The sequence below is a fragment of the Pseudomonas sp. KCJK9058 genome (assembly GCF_046230975.1).
Taxonomy (GTDB): Bacteria; Pseudomonadota; Gammaproteobacteria; order Pseudomonadales; family Pseudomonadaceae; genus Aquipseudomonas; species Aquipseudomonas alloputida.
On record NZ_JBJJLR010000034.1, the window covers coordinates 42232 to 60928 of the forward strand.

The 18697-nt window shown below is 62.6% G+C and carries 20 protein-coding genes and 1 other RNA gene; 6 read left to right on the forward strand and 15 right to left on the reverse strand.

Annotated elements, in window-relative coordinates:
- Positions 1-49: 49 nt before the first annotated feature.
- An RNA gene (ffs, locus tag ACK59Z_RS17845) (signal recognition particle sRNA small type) lies at positions 50-146 on the forward strand.
- Between the two features lie 28 nt (positions 147-174).
- Here the strand turns inward: ffs and ACK59Z_RS17850 are convergent.
- Entirely contained in the window at positions 175-594 is a 420-nt protein-coding gene (locus ACK59Z_RS17850; RefSeq protein WP_108190939.1) for a helix-turn-helix domain-containing protein, read from the reverse strand.
- An 83-nt stretch (positions 595-677) separates the two neighbouring features.
- On the opposite strand from ACK59Z_RS17850, the gene ACK59Z_RS17855 reads away from it, so the two are divergent.
- Both ACK59Z_RS17855 and ACK59Z_RS17860 read left to right on the forward strand, forming a co-directional pair.
- Positions 678-1166 (forward strand): DUF2938 domain-containing protein, encoded by a 489-nt coding sequence (locus ACK59Z_RS17855; RefSeq protein WP_108190938.1) that lies wholly within the window; start codon positions 678-680, stop codon positions 1164-1166.
- A 363-nt stretch (positions 1167-1529) separates the two neighbouring features.
- Positions 1530-1805, forward strand: coding sequence for a hypothetical protein (locus tag ACK59Z_RS17860; protein ID WP_012051686.1), 276 nt, complete (start codon positions 1530-1532; stop codon positions 1803-1805).
- A gap of 162 nt (positions 1806-1967) precedes the next feature.
- On the opposite strand, the gene ACK59Z_RS17865 is transcribed toward ACK59Z_RS17860, so the two are convergent.
- Positions 1968-2774 (reverse strand): ABC transporter substrate-binding protein, encoded by an 807-nt coding sequence (locus tag ACK59Z_RS17865; RefSeq protein WP_108190937.1) that lies wholly within the window; start codon positions 2772-2774, stop codon positions 1968-1970.
- Positions 2775-2895: 121 nt separating this feature from the next.
- Between ACK59Z_RS17865 and dnaX the strand changes: the two genes are divergently transcribed.
- The 3 genes from dnaX to recR all read left to right on the forward strand — a co-directional run bounded on the left by dnaX (position 2896) and on the right by recR (position 6331).
- Positions 2896-4971, forward strand: coding sequence for a DNA polymerase III subunit gamma/tau (gene dnaX, locus ACK59Z_RS17870; protein WP_409293520.1), 2076 nt, complete (start codon positions 2896-2898; stop codon positions 4969-4971).
- A 63-nt stretch (positions 4972-5034) separates the two neighbouring features.
- Positions 5035-5370: a YbaB/EbfC family nucleoid-associated protein gene (locus tag ACK59Z_RS17875; RefSeq protein ID WP_003254305.1), complete on the forward strand. Its 336-nt coding sequence runs from the start codon at positions 5035-5037 to the stop codon at positions 5368-5370.
- Between the two features lie 358 nt (positions 5371-5728).
- Positions 5729-6331 (forward strand): recombination mediator RecR, encoded by a 603-nt coding sequence (recR, locus tag ACK59Z_RS17880; RefSeq protein ID WP_003254304.1) that lies wholly within the window; start codon positions 5729-5731, stop codon positions 6329-6331.
- 118 nt (positions 6332-6449) lie between these two features.
- Here recR and ACK59Z_RS17885 read toward each other — a convergent pair whose 3' ends face one another.
- The 13 genes from ACK59Z_RS17885 to ACK59Z_RS17945 form a co-directional block, all read right to left on the reverse strand.
- The gene (locus ACK59Z_RS17885) at positions 6450-6998 is read right to left on the reverse strand and encodes an adenine phosphoribosyltransferase (RefSeq protein WP_003254303.1); all 549 of its coding nucleotides are present in this window, start codon (positions 6996-6998) and stop codon (positions 6450-6452) included.
- 55 nt (positions 6999-7053) lie between these two features.
- Positions 7054-7788 (reverse strand): Crp/Fnr family transcriptional regulator FnrA, encoded by a 735-nt coding sequence (gene fnrA, locus ACK59Z_RS17890; protein ID WP_003254301.1) that lies wholly within the window; start codon positions 7786-7788, stop codon positions 7054-7056.
- 186 nt (positions 7789-7974) lie between these two features.
- Positions 7975-9357 (reverse strand): oxygen-independent coproporphyrinogen III oxidase, encoded by a 1383-nt coding sequence (gene hemN, locus ACK59Z_RS17895; protein ID WP_409293521.1) that lies wholly within the window; start codon positions 9355-9357, stop codon positions 7975-7977.
- 105 nt (positions 9358-9462) lie between these two features.
- On the reverse strand, positions 9463-10182 hold the full coding sequence (locus ACK59Z_RS17900; RefSeq protein ID WP_219732908.1) for a sulfite exporter TauE/SafE family protein: 720 nt from the start codon (positions 10180-10182) through the stop codon (positions 9463-9465).
- Positions 10139-10354, reverse strand: coding sequence for a cbb3-type cytochrome oxidase assembly protein CcoS (ccoS, locus tag ACK59Z_RS17905; protein ID WP_003254296.1), 216 nt, complete (start codon positions 10352-10354; stop codon positions 10139-10141). Before ccoS ends, ACK59Z_RS17900 begins: the two co-directional genes overlap by 44 nt.
- On the reverse strand, positions 10333-12807 hold the full coding sequence (locus ACK59Z_RS17910; protein ID WP_409293522.1) for a heavy metal translocating P-type ATPase: 2475 nt from the start codon (positions 12805-12807) through the stop codon (positions 10333-10335). Before ACK59Z_RS17910 ends, ccoS begins: the two co-directional genes overlap by 22 nt.
- Positions 12808-12943: 136 nt before the next feature.
- On the reverse strand, positions 12944-13474 hold the full coding sequence (locus ACK59Z_RS17915; protein WP_010955009.1) for a FixH family protein: 531 nt from the start codon (positions 13472-13474) through the stop codon (positions 12944-12946).
- A gap of 15 nt (positions 13475-13489) precedes the next feature.
- Positions 13490-14905: a cytochrome c oxidase accessory protein CcoG gene (gene ccoG / locus ACK59Z_RS17920; protein WP_029380549.1), complete on the reverse strand. Its 1416-nt coding sequence runs from the start codon at positions 14903-14905 to the stop codon at positions 13490-13492.
- 296 nt (positions 14906-15201) lie between these two features.
- Positions 15202-16179 carry a cytochrome-c oxidase, cbb3-type subunit III gene (gene ccoP, locus ACK59Z_RS17925; protein ID WP_003254289.1) on the reverse strand — a complete coding sequence of 326 codons (978 nt, stop codon included), beginning with the start codon at positions 16177-16179 and terminating at the stop codon, positions 15202-15204.
- On the reverse strand, positions 16176-16367 hold the full coding sequence (locus ACK59Z_RS17930; protein WP_003254287.1) for a CcoQ/FixQ family Cbb3-type cytochrome c oxidase assembly chaperone: 192 nt from the start codon (positions 16365-16367) through the stop codon (positions 16176-16178). Before ACK59Z_RS17930 ends, ccoP begins: the two co-directional genes overlap by 4 nt.
- 5 nt (positions 16368-16372) lie before the next feature.
- Positions 16373-16981: a cytochrome-c oxidase, cbb3-type subunit II gene (ccoO, locus tag ACK59Z_RS17935; protein WP_003254286.1), complete on the reverse strand. Its 609-nt coding sequence runs from the start codon at positions 16979-16981 to the stop codon at positions 16373-16375.
- Positions 16981-18423, reverse strand: a complete 1443-nt coding sequence (gene ccoN, locus ACK59Z_RS17940) for a cytochrome-c oxidase, cbb3-type subunit I (protein WP_003254284.1) — start codon at positions 18421-18423, stop codon at positions 16981-16983. Before ccoN ends, ccoO begins: the two co-directional genes overlap by 1 nt.
- A 1-nt stretch (position 18424) precedes the next feature.
- The coding region (locus tag ACK59Z_RS17945; protein WP_409293523.1) for a hypothetical protein at positions 18425-18697 on the reverse strand (273 nt) is incomplete at its 5' end.

Below are 18697 nucleotides of genomic sequence, written 5' to 3' on the forward strand. Positions count from 1 at the left end.
CGGTACAATGGCGCCACTCGCTGCTCAGCGAGGCATGTAGTGGTGGCCCCATCGGTCCCCCCGCATTGATTACCCGTTAACCTGGTCAGGCCCGGAAGGGAGCAGCCATAGCGGGAACATCGAGTGCCGGGGTGTGGCTGGTGGGGCCGCCTCCATTTCTGGGGTCGGAAAACCTCAATCTGTAACGAACGTCTTCGTTCTTTTCTGCTTTTCGCCCAATGCTCCCGCCGCCGACAGCTTCATCAGCCGCTGGAATTTCGGGCATGCCAGATGATCTTTCTCAGGACACTGCGCGGCATGCCGCAAGCCTTTGCTCATCGCTTGCAATCGTTTGATTCTTGCATCCAGTTCATCAGCTTTGGCATTCAGCATCTGCCGGTCGACCTGCAGGTCCACCAGCATCGCCCCCACTTCATCCAGCGAAAACCCCGCGGCCTGCCCCAAGGCGATCAGCGCCAGCCTGTCCGCCACGTCGGCTGCAAACTGTCGTCGCTGGCCGCGCCCGGCCAGCGACTTGAGCAAGCCTTTCTTCTCGTAGTAACGCAGTGTCGATGCGGGTACGCCTGTGCGTTTGGCGACGTCGGCAATGTCCATTTTGGGCCCTTGACTTGAAGTTGACTTCAACTTCTATGCTGCGCGGCATGGGTAAGGACCGTCAACTTTCGAGGGCTTGTTCAATGACGTTTACTGCGATGTTTTTAGCTGCATTGCCGATTGGCATAGGTGCCACTGTAGTGATGGACCTGTGGGGGCTGCTGCTAAGGCGGTTGGGTGTGGCAACGCTGAACTTTGCCATGGTCGGGCGTTGGGCGGGGCACTTGCTAGGCGGGCGTGTTTCGCACCAAGCGATTTCCAAAGCAGAACCGGTGCGAAATGAGTTGGCGTGGGGATGGGTGATTCACTACGCCACCGGCGTGCTTTTCGCGATGCTGCTGCTTGTGATCGTAGGGGAGGGCTGGTTGCGATCGCCAACTCTTTTACCTGCGGTAGTTGTGGGTGTGGGTACAGTCGTGGCGCCGTTTTGCCTCATGCAACCGGCGATGGGGGCAGGGTTCTTTGCGTCCAGAACGCCGACACCTGCGCGGAACTGTCTGAAGAGCCTGGCCACGCATTTTGTGTTTGGTGTGGGGTTGTTCTTGAGTGCGTATTTACGGGCTTTGGTGTGAAGACAGGGAGCCCGATAACAGTAAGCACATGATCAGAGCGCCCACTTTAAGATAGGTCTGATAACAGTCTAGGAAAGCCCCTACACGTCAGGCAGGCATAGCGAATTATCCTACGTGTTCCGTCGACTCCCGTCTGATTGTCCCGGTCAACCTCGCCCACTAGGCTTTCGCGGTCGCTGTCAGTTCAGCGATCGGGTGTGGAAGCCTGGGTGGCACATGGGACAGTTGTCATTTTTGGCGGCTGTGCGCGGGAGGTATTCGTACCTGCCGGGTCTACCGTGTGCCTGGTCTTCCACCCCGCGTACAGTTGCCACCCTAATGTGTGGAAGCAGAAGGGGACAACACAGCCAACACGGAGCTGTCATGAAAAAACTGGTCCCCGATCCACCCCACGTCTTCGATCTTCCCCAAGGCAAATCCCTTTCCCGCGCGATCAGCGAAGGCATCGTCCCGATGGAGTTCGCGTTGATGAATGTTTCCCACTACCTGATGTTCGCCTACAGCGATAGCCGGCGGGCGCTTGAGCGTATTCAGGACGAAGAAACCCGGCAGTTGTTGGAGCATGGGTTGCGGGCCATGCAGATTGCCTGGGGGCAGGCGGATGCTGTCAGCTTGGCGTTTGAACGTAAAGGCCGGTGACATTGAGTTTGTGATAGCGATTGTGAGTGTGCCGCACAACGCTGTGGGAGCGGGCATGCCCGCGAAGAATATAACGCGGTGGATGGCACCGGCTATGCCGGTGTTCGCGGGCAAGCCCGCTCCCACAGTGTTTGCGCAAGCGTTCGCGAAATGAGCAGGGCGTTAGTTGCGCTGGCTGTGTGCCGGCATTTTGCTGGGTATTTCGGGCCGGGCCACAGACATACTGTCCGGGTCGCCCGTCCCTCCATACCGCTGCAAAATCCGCTCGATCTCCCCCGACTGCTTCATTCTTACCAACGCCCGCAACAGCCCTTGTGTCGGTATCGCCGGATCGTTGCGCACCATGCACCCCAAATCCTGTTCCTCCAGCACTGTCAGCGCCTGCAATTGCTGCTCCTCTGGCAACCCTTGGTTGAACCACTGCAACGACAACTGGTTGCTCACCGCATGGCGATACCGGCCTGCCTGCAGCTTTTGCAGCACCAGCAACTGGTTGCGGCTGTCCTCACGGTGCAATTGGCCGTGGTCCAGCAATGGTTGCAGGGTTGAATAGGTGTAGCCCAGTACCGTGCCGATCGCCTGGGGTGGCAGTTGCTCCGGGGGTATCGGGGTGCTGTCGCCGGCGCGGCCAACCAGTACGTCGCGCTGATGAATCAGCGGGATACTCCACACAAAATCCCTTGGGCGGTCGTTGAGCCACTGGGTGCTGACGTAGCAACGCACATCAATATCGCCGCTGCTCATGGCTTCCTCCAGGCGCAGGCGGGCCATGACATGGAACTCGGGGCGAGCGCCCACTTGTCTGGCAACGGCTTGCATCAGGTCGTAAAGCAATCCCTCCACTGGCTGATCGCCTTCGATGCGTACCAGCGGCATGCTCCAGCTCTCGGCGACGGAAAAGCGCAGCACCGGCTGGTCCGCCAGGCTGTTTGTAGACCACAGCAGTAACAGGGCCAGCAGTCTTCGCAAAGGCAATCCTCCCTGGACAATGCGCCATTCCAAGCTTAGACGAGTTGCGCAGGGTGCAATTTTGCCCCCGCTCCGCTAGCATTAGCGATCTTCCGCTCGATCAGGCTACGATGGTTTTTCGATGAGTTATCAGGTTCTTGCACGAAAATGGCGTCCGCGCTCGTTCCGCGAAATGGTCGGCCAGACCCATGTGCTCAAGGCCTTGATCAATGCCTTGGACAACCAGCGCCTGCACCATGCCTACTTGTTCACCGGTACCCGCGGCGTGGGCAAGACGACCATCGCCCGTATTATCGCCAAGTGCCTGAACTGTGAAACCGGCATCACCTCCACGCCCTGTGGCACCTGTTCGGTGTGCCGTGAAATCGATGAAGGCCGTTTTGTCGACCTGATCGAGATCGACGCCGCCAGCCGTACCAAGGTCGAGGACACCCGCGAACTGCTCGATAACGTGCAGTACGCCCCCAGCCGTGGGCGCTTCAAGGTCTACCTGATCGACGAAGTGCACATGCTCTCGACCCACTCGTTCAACGCCTTGCTCAAGACGCTGGAAGAGCCACCGCCCTACGTCAAGTTCATCCTCGCCACCACCGATCCGCAGAAGCTGCCGGCCACCATCCTGTCGCGCTGCCTGCAGTTCTCGTTGAAGAACATGAGCCCGGAGCGGGTGGTGGAGCACCTCAGCCACGTACTGGCCGCCGAGAACGTGCCGTTCGAGGAAGATGCCCTGTGGCTGCTGGGCCGTGCGGCCGATGGTTCCATGCGTGATGCCATGAGCCTGACCGACCAGGCCATCGCCTTCGGTGAAGGCAAGGTACTGGCCGCCGATGTACGTGCCATGTTGGGTAGCCTCGACCATGGCCAGGTGTATGGGGTCTTGCAGGCACTGCTCGAAGGCGATGCCAGGGCTTTGCTGGAGGCCGTGCGTAACCTGGCCGAGCAAGGGCCGGACTGGTCGGGCGTTCTGGCCGAAATGCTCAATGTGCTGCACCGTGTAGCCATTGCCCAGGCGCTGCCCGAAGCGGTAGACAACGGCCAGGGTGATCGCGAGCGGGTATTGGCGCTGGCTTCGGCGCTGCCGGCCGAGGATGTGCAGTTCTATTATCAGATGGGCCTGATTGGCCGCCGTGACCTGCCCCTTGCGCCGGACCCGCGCGGTGGCTTCGAGATGGTGCTGCTGCGCATGCTGGCGTTCCGCCCGGCAGACACGGACGACGCACCGAAGCCGGTGCTAAAGCCAACGGGGATCAGCCAGGCCACAGCTGATCCTGCAGGGCAGGTGGCAGCCGCGGCGCCGGTCGCGCTTTCATCGCCTGTTGCGGCTGTGCCGGCGGAGCCTGTAGCGCAAGCCCCGCAGCTGGAGGTGCCTGCACCCGCGACGGCTGATCATGAACCGGAGGCCGAGGCAGATGTTGAGCTGAAGGCCGAAGCCGAGGCCATCTCCGTACCTGAGCCTGTTGCCGAAGTGGTCGACCTGCCGTGGGAAGAGCCTGCCGTTGCACCCGCGCCGTTAGCGGCCGAACCCGCGCCTGAACCGGCACCTGCGCCCGAGCCTGTTGCCTCGGTGGCGCCCACACAGGCCGCCCCGGCACACGACGAGCCGCCTTTCGACCCGTCTGCCTACGCTGCCGTGGGGATGGAGCGCGACGATGAGCCGCCGCTTGACGAAGACTATTACGGCGGCGAAAGCGATCCGGCAGGTTTCAGCTACCTGGACGAATTGGCCGAACATGTTCAGGAAGACGTGTCCAAACCGGCTGCCGAACCGTTGCCGGCAGCCAAACCGGCAACCGGCCTGGCCTTGCAATGGCTGGAATTATTCCCACAGTTGCCTGTGTCCGGGATGACAGGCAACATCGCGGCAAACTGTACGCTGATTGCCGCCGATGGCGACGACTGGTTGCTGCATCTGGACCCGGGCCAGGGTGCGTTGTTCAACGCCACCCAGCAGCGGCGCCTGAACGAAGCGCTCAACCAGCACTTGGGGCGCACGGTGAACCTGCGTATCGAGCTGATCCTGCCCGAGCAGGAAACCCCGGCTCAGGCCGCAGCGCGCAAGCGTGCCGAGCGTCAGCAGGACGCCGTCGCGTCGATCGAGCAGGATCCGTTGATCCAGCAGATGATCAAGTTGTTCGGCGCCAAGGTGCGGCAGGATACTATTGAGCCTGTAGAAGCCCTGGCCAGTCAGGGCCAGTAACGGATAACCATGCGGCTGGCCCGGTGCCGGGCCGCATCACATGACCCAATCGAGGTATACCCCATGATGAAAGGTGGCATGGCCGGCCTGATGAAGCAGGCCCAGCAGATGCAGGAAAAAATGCAGAAGATGCAGGAAGAACTGGCCAACGCCGAAGTCACCGGTCAGTCCGGTGGCGGTCTGGTGAGCGTGGTGATGACCGGTCGTCACGACGTCAAGCGCGTCAGCATCGACCAGAGCCTGATGTCGACTGATGAAGACGACAAGGAAGTTCTGGAGGACCTCATTGCCGCTGCGCTGAACGACGCCGTGCGCAAGGTTGAGCAAAGCAGCCAGGAAAAGATGGGCGGCATGACCGCCGGCATGCAGCTGCCGCCAGGCTTCAAGATGCCGTTCTAAGGCATTGAGGTGCTCAAAAACGCCGCTGATATCAGCGGCGTTTTTTTTGCGTAGGTTTCAACCCAGACGCGGTCTGCTTTTTTGTGTCGGGACAACTGTTTTGCTCGAACGTTGAAATTTTGCACGATCACTGTGGGAGCGGGCATGCCCGCGAACACGGGCGAAGCCCGTGCCATCCACTGTGCAGCCTGCTTCGCGGGCCTGCCCGCTCCCACAGTGATCACACTAGCTTTCCAGTTTTGTGCAAGGCAGTTGCTCTCATAAAACTGCAGGCCGCGTAGACTTGGGGTGACCTGATTTGACGCCACCGCCCCCGCTGGGTATAAACCGCCTCTTATTGAATTGTCAGGCCTTTCCCATGAGCTTCAGCCCTCTCATCCGCCAACTGATCGACGGCCTGCGCATCTTGCCAGGCGTTGGCCAGAAAACCGCCCAGCGCATGGCCCTGCAACTGCTCGAGCGCGACCGCAGTGGCGGGCTTCGCCTGGCTCAGGCCTTGACCCAGGCCATGGAAGGGGTAGGGCATTGCCGCCAGTGTCGCACCCTCACCGAGCAGGAACTGTGCCCGCAGTGCGCCGACCCGCGCCGTGACGACACCCAGCTGTGCGTGGTCGAAGGGCCGACCGATGTGTATGCGGTGGAGCAGACGGGCTACCGTGGCCGTTACTTCGTGCTCAAGGGGCACCTGTCGCCGTTGGATGGCCTGGGGCCTGAGGCGATCGGTATTCCGCAGCTGATGGCGCGGATCGAAGAGCAGGGCACCTTTACCGAGGTGATCCTGGCGACCAACCCGACGGTGGAGGGGGAGGCGACGGCGCATTACATTGCCCAGTTGCTGAGCGAGAAAGGCTTGGTGGCGTCTCGCATTGCCCATGGTGTGCCGCTGGGCGGTGAGTTGGAGATGGTGGACGGTGGTACCTTGGCCCATGCCTTTGCAGGGCGCCGGCCCATTTCGCTCTGATTCATTGGGGTCGCTTGGCGACCCATTCGCGGGTAAACCCGCGCCTACAAAAAATACGCGGCCTTCGTAGGAGCGGGTTTACCCGCGAATGGGCTGCAAAGCAGCCCCAAAAGCCAACTCAGTACTCGCTGAGGGAAAACTCGGTCAGGCAGAAGGTAGGCACCCCGGCCGCCTGCAACCGACGCGACCCGTCCAGTTCCGGCAGGTCGATGATCGCCGCCGCCTCGAACACCTGCGCCCCAGTACGACGCACCAGGTTGGCCGCCGCCAGCAGCGTACCGCCAGTAGCAATCAGGTCATCGAAGATCAGCACCGAGTCGCCTTCACACAGGCTGTCGGCATGCACTTCCAGGAAGGCCTCGCCGTACTCGGTCTGGTAACCCTCGCTCAACACGTCAGCCGGCAGCTTGCCCTGCTTGCGGAACAGGATCAGCGGCTTGTTCAGCTGGTGGGCGATGATCGAGCCGATCAGGAAACCCCGCGCGTCCATGGCGCCGATGTGGCTGAACTCAGCCTCGACATAGCGCTCGATGAACTGATCGGCCACATAGCGCAGCCCGCGTGGCGACTGGAACAACGGGGTAATGTCGCGGAAGATCACACCCGGTTTGGGGAAGTCCACTACCGGGCGGATCAGGGCTTTGAGGTCGAAGGCTTCGCTGTGCATTGTTGCGGGTATCCTGGGAAAACGAATGCCCAAGTATACCCGCTAAAGACCAGCGTCAGGCCTCGATTGCACCACCGGCCAGCGCGCACAGCTGGATCGGGTCGAGGATGTGCACTTCCTTGCCCTCGGCGCGCAGCAGGCCGTTCTGCTGGAAGCGGGTGAACACCCGCGACACGGTTTCTACCGCCAGGCCAAGGTAATTGCCGATTTCGTTGCGCGACATGCTCAGGCGGAACTGATTGGCCGAATAGCCGCGGGCGCGGAAGCGCGCCGACAGGTTGACCAGGAAAGTGGCAATGCGCTCGTCCGCGGTTTTTTTCGACAGCAGCAGCATCATTTGCTGGTCGTCGCGGATTTCGCGGCTCATTACCCGCATCAGCTGGCGGCGTAGCTGTGGCAGTTGTACCGACAGCTCGTCCAGCCGCTCGAAGGGGATTTCACACACCGAAGTGGTTTCCTGGGCCTGGGCCGATACCGGGTAGGCCTCGGTATCCATGCCTGACAGGCCGACCAGTTCGCTGGGCAGGTGAAAGCCTGTGATCTGCTCTTCGCCGCTGTCGCTGAGGCTGAAGGTTTTCAGGGCCCCGGACCGTACTGCGTAGACCGAGCCAAAACTGTCACCCTGGCGGAACAGAAACTCGCCTTTCTTGAGCGGCCGCCCGCGTTTGACGATTTCATCCAGTGCGTCCATGTCTTCCAGGTTCAGCGAAAGAGGCAGGCACAGGGGGGCCAGGCTGCAATCCTTGCAATGGGCCTGGTTGTGTGGGCGCAGTTTGACTGGCTCGGACATTTGAATCGATCCTTGTGGGAAAGCACACATAAGTCGTAAGGGTAACTCACGACACAGGGTGTAGGCCAGTGTGCGCGGTGATGGTGCGCGCTGGCGAAACCCCGGCAGGTGGCCTGCCGGGAGTCCTTGTGTGCTCATAGTGTGCCTGACAAGGAAGCTTGTCCATGCGGTTGAACGCCTTGTTTTTCAGATCACTCGCGAAAAACGCTGGCGGTTGTGCATCGCCAGATAGGCGTCGAACACCATGCATACCGAGCGCGCCAGCAGCCGGCCGGCGGGCAGGATGCGAATGCCCTTGTCGTCCAGGCTGATCAGGCCGTCGCGCTGCAAGGTCAGCAGCTCGGGCCAGAGGGCGTTGAAGTAACCGCGAAAATCCAGGGTGAAAGCCTGTTCGATGGGTTCGAAATCCAGCTCGAAATGGCAGATCAGTTGCTGGATCACTGCCCGGCGTATGCGGTCGTCGTGGTTGCACAGCAAGCCGCGCTGGGTGGCCAGCTGGGCGTTGGACAGGCTGTCCTGGTAGGTGTTGAGGTCACTGCTGTTCTGGCAGTACAGGTCGCCGATCTGGCTGATCGCCGACACGCCCAGGCCAATCAGGTCGCAGTGCCCGTGGGTGGTGTAGCCCTGGAAGTTGCGCTGCAAGGTGCCTTCTTCCTGGGCAATGGCCAGTTCGTCGTCGGGCAGGGCGAAGTGGTCCATGCCGATGTAGCGGTAACCGGCGGCGGTCAGTTGGTCGATGGTGGCGTGCAGCATCTCCAGCTTGGCGGCCGCGCTGGGCAGATCGTTGCTGTCGATGCGCCGTTGCGGCATGAAGCGCTCGGGAAGGTGGGCATAGTTGAACACCGACAGGCGGTCGGGCTGCAGGCGGATCACTTCTTCCACGGTGCGGGCAAAGCCTTCCGGGGTTTGCTTGGGCAGGCCGTAGATCAGGTCGAGGTTGACCGAGCGAAACTGCAGCGTGCGCGCAGCCTCGATCAAGGTGCGGGTCTGTTCCAGGCTCTGCAGGCGGTTGATCGCGCGCTGCACGGCCGGGTCGAGGTCCTGTACACCCAGGCTGACGCGGTTGAAGCCCAGTTCGCGAAGCAGGCCCATGGTCGACCAGTCGGCTTCGCGAGGGTCGATCTCGATGCCGTAGTCGCCGGAATCGTCGTCCAGCAGGTGGAAGTGCTGGCGCAGGGTGGCCATCAGCTGGCGCAGTTCCACATGGCTGAGGAAGGTCGGTGTGCCGCCGCCAAAATGCAGCTGTTCAACACGTTGTTTAGGGTCCAGGTGGCAGGCGATCAGCTGGATTTCCTGCTCCAGGCGCTGCAGGTAGGGCGCAGCGCGCGCACGGTCTTTGGTGATGACCTTGTTGCAGGCGCAGTAGTAGCAGATGTTGGCGCAGAACGGCACATGCACGTACAGCGACAGCGGGCGCACGGCCCGTCGGCTCTCGCGCAGGGCGTTGAGCAGGTCGAACGAACCCACCTCGCTGTGCAGTTGCACGGCGGTTGGGTAAGAGGTGTAGCGTGGCCCGGCGAGATCGTAGCGGCGGATCAGGTCGGTATCCCAACGGAGGTCGTCGAGCATGAGGGTAGTCCCCGGAAAGAGCAGCAGTGCACCGGAGTCTATGGCCGTCTGTAGGAAACTGTGTTGATTTGTATCAAGGGCATTGGGGCTGCTTTGCAGCCCCCGTCAATGCCCCATCAGCCAGTGCTGGTGTGGGCCCGGCAGGGTCCAGATACCGAATAGCATCACCAGCACACCGCCCGCCACGCGCACGCTGCGTCGCCGCAACAGGGCGTTTACCCGTTCGGCAGCCAGCCCGGTTGCCAGCAACACCGGCCAGGTGCCCAACCCGAACGCGAGCATCAATACCGCGCTGTACCCGGCGTTGCCCTGGCTGGCGGCCCACAGCAGGGTGCTGTACACCAAACCGCACGGCAGCCAGCCCCACAAGGCGCCCAGCAGCAACGCCCGGGGCAGGCTGGACACCGGCAGCAAGCGCGACGCCATCGGCTGGATATGCCGCCACAACCCGCGGCCCAGCGCCTCGATACGGGTCAGCCCGCTCCACCAGCCGGCCAGGTACAGGCCCATGGCAATCAGCAGCAGCGCTGCAGCCACCCGCAGCGCCAGCGCTGCCGGGCTGCTGGCCACGGCCCAGCCTGCCAGGCCCAGCAACAGGCCGGCGCAGGCATAGCTGAAAATGCGCCCCAGGTTGTACGCCAGCAACAGGCGCAGGCGCTTGCCGCGTTGTTCGGGGGGGATGGCCAAGGTCAGTGCGCCCATCAGGCCACCGCACATGCCCAGGCAGTGACCGCCCCCTAGCAGGCCAAGGACCAGTGCCGAGCCCAGCAGTGCAAGCAGGTCAGGCACGGGGCGGTGGTTCCTTGTCGGTGTCGGCCGGGGCATCGTCAAGCTTCACTGCCGCCTGGTGGCGCGGGTCCTGATCGTCGAACAGTATGCTGTGGGCGGGGCCTTCAAGGTCATCGTACTGACCGCTGTCGACCGCCCAGAAGAAGATGTACACGGCCACGCCGACCAGCAGCAGGGCTGCCGGGATCATGACATAGAGGGCGGGCATGGCGACTTCCTCCCGGGTAAAGGGGCTTCGTGGGGCAGCGGGCCCGAGGCCACTGGCATACGGGTCAGGCGCAAGGCATTGAGCACCACGATCAGCGAGCTGACCGACATGCCGATGGCGGCCCACACCGGCGTGATCCAGCCGAGCGCGGCGAACGGCAACATCAGGCCATTATACAGGGTCGCCCACAGCAGGTTCTCGAGGATGTTGCGGCGGGTGCGGCGGGCCAGCTCGAACGCCTGCACCAGCGCTTGCAGGCGGTTGGACAGCAAGACGGCGTCGGCACTGGTCTTGGCCAGGTCGGTGGCGCTGCCCATGGCGATGCTGATATCGGCGGCGGCCAGTACCGGTACATCGTTGACCCCGTCGCCGAGCATCAGCACCTTGCGCCCGTCAGCCTGCAGGGCTTTCAGGCGGTCCAGTTTGTCATCCGGGCGCAGGCCGCCAATGGCCTGCTCGATACCCAGCTGCGCGGCCACTTCGGCAACCATCGGCGAGCTGTCGCCCGACAGCAGCAGGGTGTGCCAGCCGCGCGCCTTGCAGGCAGCGAGCAGGGCCGGGGCATCGTCGCGCAGACGGTCATCCAGGCCGAACCAGGCCAGTGGCCCCTGGCGGTCGCCCAGCAGCAGCCACTGGCCGCGAGGCTCGGGCACAGCGGGGATTTCCGCACCACTCAAGGCGCAGACGAAGGTAGCCTGACCAATGCGCAGGCGCTGGCCGTCGACCAGCCCCTCCAGGCCCAGGCCGGGTACGCTCTGTACGTCATCGGCAGGCGTGGCGGTACGACCAAAGGCGCGAGCGATGGGGTGTTCGGAGCGGTTTTCCAGCGCCGCGGCCAGGGCCAGGCAGCGGTCGGCGGCTTGGCTGCCGAGCGGGCGGATGCTGCGCAAGGTCAGGCGGCCTTCGGTCAGTGTGCCGGTCTTGTCGAAAATCACCGTGTCAATGTGGTTCAAGCCCTCCAGCACGTGGCCGCGGGTGACCAGCAGGCCAAGCTTGTGCAGGGTTCCGGTGGCGGCGGTCAATGCGGTTGGCGTAGCCAAAGACAGGGCACAAGGGCAGGTGGCCACGAGCATGGCCAGCACGATCCAGAACGCCCGTGCCGGATCCAGGTGCCACCACCACAGGCCGATGGCTACCGAGGCCAGTAGCGAGAACAGCAGGAACCACTGCGAGGCGCGATCGGCGATTTCCGCCAGGCGCGGTTTTTCGGTCTGGGCGCGTTCCAGCAGGCGGACGATGGCCGACAAGCGTGAATCATGGCCGAGGGCTTCCACTTCCACATTCAGCGCGCTTTCGACGTTCAGCGTACCGCCAGTGACCCGCTCACCCACCCGGCGTGGTTGCGGCAGATACTCGCCGGTCAGCAGCGATTCGTCGACGCTGGAGCGGCCCTCGACGATGCGCCCGTCGGCAGGGATGACCGCGCCGGGCAGCACCTGCACGATGTCGCCGCACTGTAACTCGCTGAGCAGGATGCGTTCGCTGCGCCCGATGGCGTCCAGGCGCAGGCATGAGGCGGGCAGCAGGTTGACCAACTGCGCAGTGGCCGCCGCTGTGCGCTCGCGGGCGCGGCGCTCCAGGTAGCGGCCGGTCAGCAGGAACAGGGCGAACATGCCCACCGTGTCGAAATAAAGCTCACCGCTGCCAGTGATGGCTGTCCAGATGCCGGCGCCGAACGCCAGGCCAATGGCCAGCGACACCGAAACGTCCATGGTCAGGTGGCGCGTTCGCAAGTCGCGCGCCGCGCCCTTGAAGAAGGGCGCGCAGCTGTAGAACACGATGGGAATGGTCAGGAACAGCGCCACCCAGCGCAGGATCGTGTGCAACTCGGGTGTCAGGTCGATGTTGAATTCCGGCCAAGTGGCCATGGTCGCCATCATCGCCTGGAACCACAGCAGCCCGGCCACGCCCAGGCGGCGTAGGGCGCTGCGGTTTTCCCGGGCCAATTGCTCGGCGGCCTGGTCAGGCTGGTAGGGGTGGGCGGCGTAGCCGATCTGGCGAAGTTCGGCGAGCAGGCGCGACAGCGGCAGCTGCTTGTCGTCCCAGTTCAGCGCCAAGCGGTGGTTGGACAGGTTCAACCGGGCTTCGGCGACACCGGGCAGGTTGCGCAAGTGCTTTTCGATCAGCCAGCCGCAGGCGGCGCAGCTGATGCCCTCGACAAGCAAGGTGGTTTCGGCCAGCTCGCCCTGGTGGCGGACGAAGGTTTGCTGCACGTCGCTGCGGTCGTACAGGGCCAGTTCGTCCTGCAGTTGCTTGGGCAGGGCTTCGGGGTTGGCGCTGTTGTCGCTGCGGTGCTGGTAGTAATGTTCCAGGCCACCCGCGACGATCGACTCAGCCACCGCCTGGCAACCGGGGCAGCAGAACTGCCGCGGCTGGCCGAGGACCACGGCGGTGAAGCGGCTGCCAGTGGGGACGGGCAGGGCGCAGTGGTAGCAGGGGGTCGGTTGGGTCATAGGGCAGACACTGCTCAGGCAGATAGGAAACCCTGTGGGAGCGGGCGCGCCCGCGAATGCGTCAGACCTGGAAATACCTTTGCCTGAGCTATCGCATTCGCGGGCGTGCCCGCTCCCACAGGGATTTGCGGTGTTGCTACTGTTGGTGTTCGGCGCCTTGCAGGGCTTCGTCACCCAACTGCAAGGTCACACCATGCGCCACTTTTTCCTCTTCGAACAGGCGCCACACCTGGCCCCCTTCGCTGCCCAGCAGTTCCACAAAGCGCCGCCCGTCGACCTTGTCCTCCAGTTGTCCCACATAGCGCCCTGCTTCGACACGGCTCAGCAGCACCTTGCGGTCCTTCTCTGGCTGGGTTGGCGAAATCAGGTTCAGCTCCAGGTTTTGCGGGCCACTGCTACCGGTCAGGCGCAGGTCCACTTCGCCGGTCAGTTCGTCCAGATGCACGCTGGCTTTCAGGCCCAGCTGCTGCGCCAGCAGCTCGCGGTCCAGCGAGCGGTTGATGCCCTTGCCGGCCTCGTAGTAGTTGTCATTCACCAGGTTGTCCGGGTTGTGCACAGCGATGCTGACCATGGTCAGGCTCAGGCACACCGAGGTGGTGAGAATGCCGATGATGATCCAGGGCCAGAGGTGCTTGTACCAGGGGCTGGCGGCGGTGGCGGCAGGCATTGTGCGTTATCTCTCTTAGCGGATCTGTGGGCCGATGAAACGGCTCTTGGCTTCAACCTGGGCGTCGCTGTCGTCGGCGCTCTTGAGGATGAAGGTGATTTCGTTGGTGGTCGATGGCAGCTTCTCGGGGGCAACCGACAGCTGCACGGGAAGGCTGACGATGTCACCGGCGGCCACGCGGATCTCGCGCTGGCCTTCGAGCTTGAGGTCCGGCAGGCCGGCGGCGTCCAGCACGTAGACGTGATCGCGCTGATCCTTGTTCATTACCTTCAGGCTGTACACGTTCTCGATCCGGCCCTGGGCGTTTTCGCGGTACAGCACGCGGTCTTTGCTGACGTCGAAACCGACCAGCGAACGGGTGGCGAAGGCCGTCGCCAGCCCGATCATCATTACCAGCAGTACCACGGCATAGCCGATCAGGCGCGGGCGCAGCAGGTGGGTCTTCTGCCCGGACAGGTTGTGTTCGGTGGTGTAGCTGATCAGGCCTTTGGGGTAGTTCATCTTGTCCATGATGCTGTCGCAGGCGTCGATACAGGCGGCGCAGCCGATGCACTCGATCTGCAGGCCGTCACGGATGTCGATGCCGGTCGGGCAGACCTGCACGCACATGGTGCAGTCGATGCAGTCACCCAGGCCCTGGGCTTTGTAGTCGGTATCTTTCTTGCGCGGGCCGCGGGTTTCGCCACGGCGTGGGTCGTAGGACACGATCAGCGTGTCCTTGTCGAACATCACGCTCTGGAAGCGGGCATAGGGGCACATGTACACGCACACCTGTTCGCGTAGCCAGCCGGCGTTGCCGTAGGTGGCGAGGGTGAAGAAACCGACCCAGAAGTAGGCCCAGCCATCGGCCTGTCCAGTGAAGAATTCGACCACCAGCTCACGGATCGGCGAAAAGTAGCCGACAAAGGTCATGCCGGTGACAAAGCCGATCAGCAGCCACAGGCTGTGCTTGGCGAATTTGCGCAGGAACTTGTTGCCGCTCATGGGGGCTTTGTCGAGCTTCATGCGCTGGTTGCGGTCACCCTCGGTGACCTTTTCGCACCACATGAAAATCCAGGTCCACACGCTTTGCGGGCAGGTGTAGCCGCACCACACCCGGCCGGCGAACACAGTGATGAAGAACAGGCCGAAGGCGGCGACGATGAGAATGCCCGAGAGCAGGATGAAGTCTTGCGGCCAGATGGTGGCGCCGAAGATGTAGAACTTGCGTTCGGGCAGGTTCCACCACACGGCCTGGTGCCCTCCCCAGTTCAGCCACACGGTGCCGAAGTACAGCAGGAACAGTGCGGCACCCCCGACCATGCGCAGGCGACGGAACAGGCCGGTGAAGGCGCGGGTGTAGATCTTTTCCCGGGAAGCGTAGAGGTCGACGGAATCCTTCCCTTTGCTGGCAGGCGGGGTGACATCATGTACCGGAATTTGCTTGCTCATCATCAAGTCCCACGGCAGTGGAGAAACGCCGCGGCCTGTGCGTGCGGGCCGCAGTCTCGCGCAATCTGCTAGCGCTCTGCGGTCCATGATACGCCGCTGAGGGCGGTATGGGATCGCACTGCGACCTTTAGTCGCGTTGGGTTCGTGGTATGAAACGTGTTATGGCGGGTGTCAATTGATCCAGGTCATCAGCCTGCGAGAAATGCTGTGCCAGTACCGGCCTCTTCGCGGGTAAACCCGCTCCTACAAGGATCCTGTGTAGGAGCGGGTTTACCCGCGAAGAGGCCAGGCCTGCCTTACTCAGCCTTGGCCGGCTCAGCCTGGTGCGACAGGCTGTACACATAAGCCGCCAGCAAGTGCACCTTGTCGTTGCCCTGCAGCTGTTCCTGGGCCGGCATCTGCCCCTGGCGGCCATAACGAATGGTCTGCTGCAATTGGGCAAAGCTCGAGCCGTAGATGAACGCCTGCGGGTGGGTCAGGTTCGGTGCGCCCATGGCGGGCGTGCCTTTGCCTTCCGGCCCGTGGCAGGCGACGCAGTTGGCTGCGAAGATCTTCTGCCCGTTCTCCACATCGGCCTTAGCCCCCTCAGGCAATGTGCGGCCATCGAGTTTGCTGACCACGAACGCAGCCACGTCGGCCACGCCCTGGTCACCGATCACTTCGGCCCAGGCCGGCATTACGCCATGGCGACCGCCCATGATGGTGGTCTTGATGGTGTCCGGTTCGCCGCCCCAGCGCCAGTCGTTGTCGGTCAGGTTGGGGAAGCCGAAGGCGCCCTTGGCGTCGGAGCCGTGGCACACCGAACAGTTGGAGGCGAACAGCCGCGCACCCATTTTCAATGCCTGTGGGTCCTTGGCTACGTCTTCGATCGGCATCGCCGCGAACTTGGCGAAGATCGGCCCGAAGCGGGCGTCGGCCTTGGCCATTTCCTTTTCCCATTCGTGCACGCCGGTCCAGCCCGGCTGGCCGTTGGAAAACTCGGTCTGCTTGTCGTTATCCAGGTACGAATAGCCCGGCAGGACGCCTTTCCAGTTGCCCAGGCCCGGGTACAGCACCAGGTAGCCGAGGGCAAAGATGATGGTGCCGACGAACAGCCAGAACCACCATTTCGGCAGCGGGTTGTCGTATTCCTCGATGCCATCGAAGGCATGCCCGACGGTTTCGTCGGTAACCTCTTCGCGCTGGCCCTTGCGGGTCGACAGCAGCAGCCAGGTCAACGAGAAGATGGTGCCCAGGGTCAGGACGGTAACGTACAGACTCCAGAAGGTTGTCATTGTTGTTTGCTCCCAGAAGCTTTTGCTTGCTCGACGTGCCGAGTGGCCTCGGGGTCATCCGCGAAGGGCAGTTGGGTCGCTTCGTCGAAGTCCTTTTTACGCCGTGGGTTGAACACCCACAGCGCCAGGCCCACGAAGGCCACCATCACCACGACGGTGCCCAGGCCGCGAATCATCCCGATATCCATCAGCGTCACCGTTTGCTCTTGATGATGGTGCCAAGACCCTGCAGGTACGCGACGATGGCGTCCATTTCGGTCTTGCCCTTGACCGCGTCACGTGCGCCGGCAATGTCGGCGTCGGTGTACGGGGTGCCGAGTGTGCGCAGCACTTCCATCTTCTTCGCGGTGTCTTTGCCGTCGAGCTTGTTCTCGACCAGCCACGGGTAGGACGGCATCTTCGATTCCGGTACCACGTTGCGCGGGTTGTACAGGTGCGCACGGTGCCAGTCATCGGAGTAGCGGCCGCCGACGCGGGCCAGGTCCGGCCCGGTACGCTTGGAGCCCCACAGGAACGGGTGATCCCACACGCTTTCACCGGCTACCGAGTAATGGCCGTACCGCTCGGTTTCGGCACGGAACGGGCGGATCATCTGCGAGTGGCAGCCTACGCAGCCTTCGCGGATGTAGATATCGCGGCCTTCCAGCTCCAGCGCGGTGCGCGGCTTCATGCCCTCGACCGGCTTGTTGGTGACGTCCTGGAAAAACAGCGGGACAATCTGGGTCAGGCCACCGACGCTCACGGCGATGACCATGAAGAAGGCCAGCAGGCCTATGTTCTTCTCGACGGCTTCATGCTTCATCAGTGCGCTCCCACAACGACGATCTTGGCGGCCTCTTCAGCCTGTGCCGGGTTGGCGGCACGTACGGTACGGAACACGTTGTAGGCCATCAGCAGCATGCCGCTGGCGAAGAACGCACCGCCCAGGGCGCGGACGATGTAGCCGGGGTGGCTGGCCTGCAGGGCTTCGACGAAGGAGTAGGTGAGGGTGCCGTCATCGTTGATGGCGCGCCACATCAGGCCCTGGGTGATGCCGTTGACCCACATCGAGGCGATGTACAGTACGGTGCCGATGGTGGCCAGCCAGAAGTGCGCGTTGATCAGGCCGATGCTGTGCATCTGCTCGCGGCCGTAGAGTTTCGGGATCATGTGGTACACGGCGCCGATCGAAATCATTGCCACCCAGCCGAGGGCGCCGGCGTGGACGTGGCCGATGGTCCAGTCGGTGTAGTGCGACAGTGAGTTCACGGTCTTGATGGCCATCATCGGGCCTTCGAAAGTGGACATGCCGTAGAACGCCAGCGACACCACCAGGAAGCGCAGGATCGGGTCGGTGCGCAGTTTGTGCCAGGCGCCCGACAGGGTCATCATGCCGTTGATCATGCCGCCCCAGCTTGGCGCCAGCAGGATGATCGACATTACCATGCCCAGCGACTGCGCCCAGTCAGGCAGGGCGGTGTAGTGCAGGTGGTGCGGGCCGGCCCAGATGTACAGGGTGATCAGCGCCCAGAAGTGCACGATCGACAAGCGATACGAGTAGATCGGCCGCTCGGCCTGCTTGGGCACAAAGTAGTACATCATCCCCAGGAAACCGGTGGTGAGGAAGAAGCCCACGGCGTTGTGGCCGTACCACCACTGGATCATCGCGTCGGTGGCGCCGGAGTAGGCCGAGTACGACTTGAACAGGCTCACCGGCAGCGAGATGTGGTTGACGATGTGCAGCATCGCGGTGACCACGATGAACGCACCGTAGAACCAGTTGCCGACATAGATGTGCTTGGTCTTGCGCTTGACGATGGTGCCGAAGAACACCAGCCCGTAGGTAACCCAGACGATGGCCAGCAGGATCGCCAGCGGCCACTCGAGCTCGGCGTATTCCTTGGTGGTGGTGTAGCCCATCGGCAGGGTGATCAGCGCGCCGACGATCACGGCTTGCCAACCCCAGAAGGTGAAGGCGGCCATGCTGTCGGAGATCAGCCGGGTCTGGCAGGTGCGCTGCACCACGTAGTAGCTGGTGCCGAACAGCGCACAGCCCCCGAAGGCGAAGATCACCAGGTTGGTGTGCAGCGGGCGCAGGCGGCCGAAGCTGGTCCAGGGAAGGTCCAGGTTCAGCTGCGGCCACACCAGCTGCGAGGCGATGAAGACGCCGAGGCCCATGCCAAGGATCCCCCAGACCACCGTCATGATGGCGAACTGGCGGACGACCTTATAGTTATAAGCAGTCGGACTGATTGCTGTGCTCATTCTAAGGTTCCACGGTTTTGATGTTCTTGTTGGTCGAAAAATCGGCGCCAGTATTGATAACCAGCAAGGTTACCGCAACGCAACTTTGGTACGCCGACCCGTGTCCAGGTCCGATCACTGATGTCCCGCAGTGATCAGGTCTGGACGATTGTACACAAATAAATATTTGTAATGTGTACCGTTTTTCACCTTTTTCTGATCGATCGGTCAAGCTTTTTCGGGGCGGCGTCAGGCTACGCGCCGTGTCTGCATCGGTCCTTTCGGAGCGAAGCCC